Origin of the sequence: Pseudomonas sp. R62 (assembly GCF_000257605.1) — a bacterium.
GTDB lineage: Bacteria > Pseudomonadota > Gammaproteobacteria > Pseudomonadales > Pseudomonadaceae > Aquipseudomonas > Aquipseudomonas atacamensis.
Genome location: NZ_AHZM01000910.1, coordinates 1 through 875, shown reverse-complemented (window position 1 = coordinate 875; position 875 = coordinate 1). Strand labels below are relative to the sequence as shown.

General features: G+C 63.2%; 1 protein-coding gene. It reads right to left on the bottom strand.

What is annotated here, in order from left to right; all coding sequences use genetic code 11:
* The coding region (locus OQK_RS01060) for a protein TadZ (RefSeq protein WP_016770729.1) at positions 1-875 on the bottom strand (875 nt) is incomplete at both ends.

Genomic DNA, 875 nt, shown 5'->3' with positions numbered 1-875 from the left:
ACTGGTTGAGCACGGCGAGGTTGCGTCGGCAGTTGAGTACGTTCTGGTCGGTGTACCACAGCAGTTTGTCGCAATGGCTGACGAAGGTGCGCAACGCTTCACTGTCGGCCTGCCCGGTGAGGTTCACGACAATGTGCTGGAAGTGCTGGCGCAGGGCGCTGAGGAGCATGTACAGCTCGGCGGCACTGGTGGATTCCAGCGGCTCGTCGCTGTTGGCGTAAGCAAGAATTCGCAGGCCGTGCTCGGCGCTGGTGAAAGCGCTGTCGATCAGCGTGGCGTCGAGGCGGCGCAAATGACGCAGGGCATCGCCGAAGTGAAACGAACTCTCCAGACCCAACAGCGCCAGACTATCGCCACGCGGCAGACCGAGGTCGAGCAGCAGGGTTTGCTGGCCGCTTTTCTGCACGACCATGGCCATGTGATTGGCGATCAAGGCGCCGTCCGATGCGCCTTGCACACCGTACAGAACGGTGAGGCCGCCGAGCTGCGTGCTGGGGGTAACGGCCGGCAGCCGTTTGCTCAGGCGCCGCACCAGTCCGGCGACTTCGCTGGAACGCGAGCCATAGGCGACAAAATCCCGCGCGCCGGCCCTCATTGCATTGAGCACAAGTTGATTGTCCATGCCGTCGCCGAGAGCAACGATCGCCAGCATCGGCTTGGCTTCCAGCGCACCTTCGATCAGGGCGCTCTGCGCCACGACGTGCTCGCGATCAAGGCCGACGAAGACCAGATTGGCGAACGTTACATCGACCAGTGCGAGCAATTCGTCGAGGCTGCCGGCACCGGCGCTGATGACCTGGCCGAGTGGCGCGAGGGCGCTTTGCAGCCATTCCAGATCGGTGCTGTTGCGGGTGATGGCGAGGAAGGTCTGACTG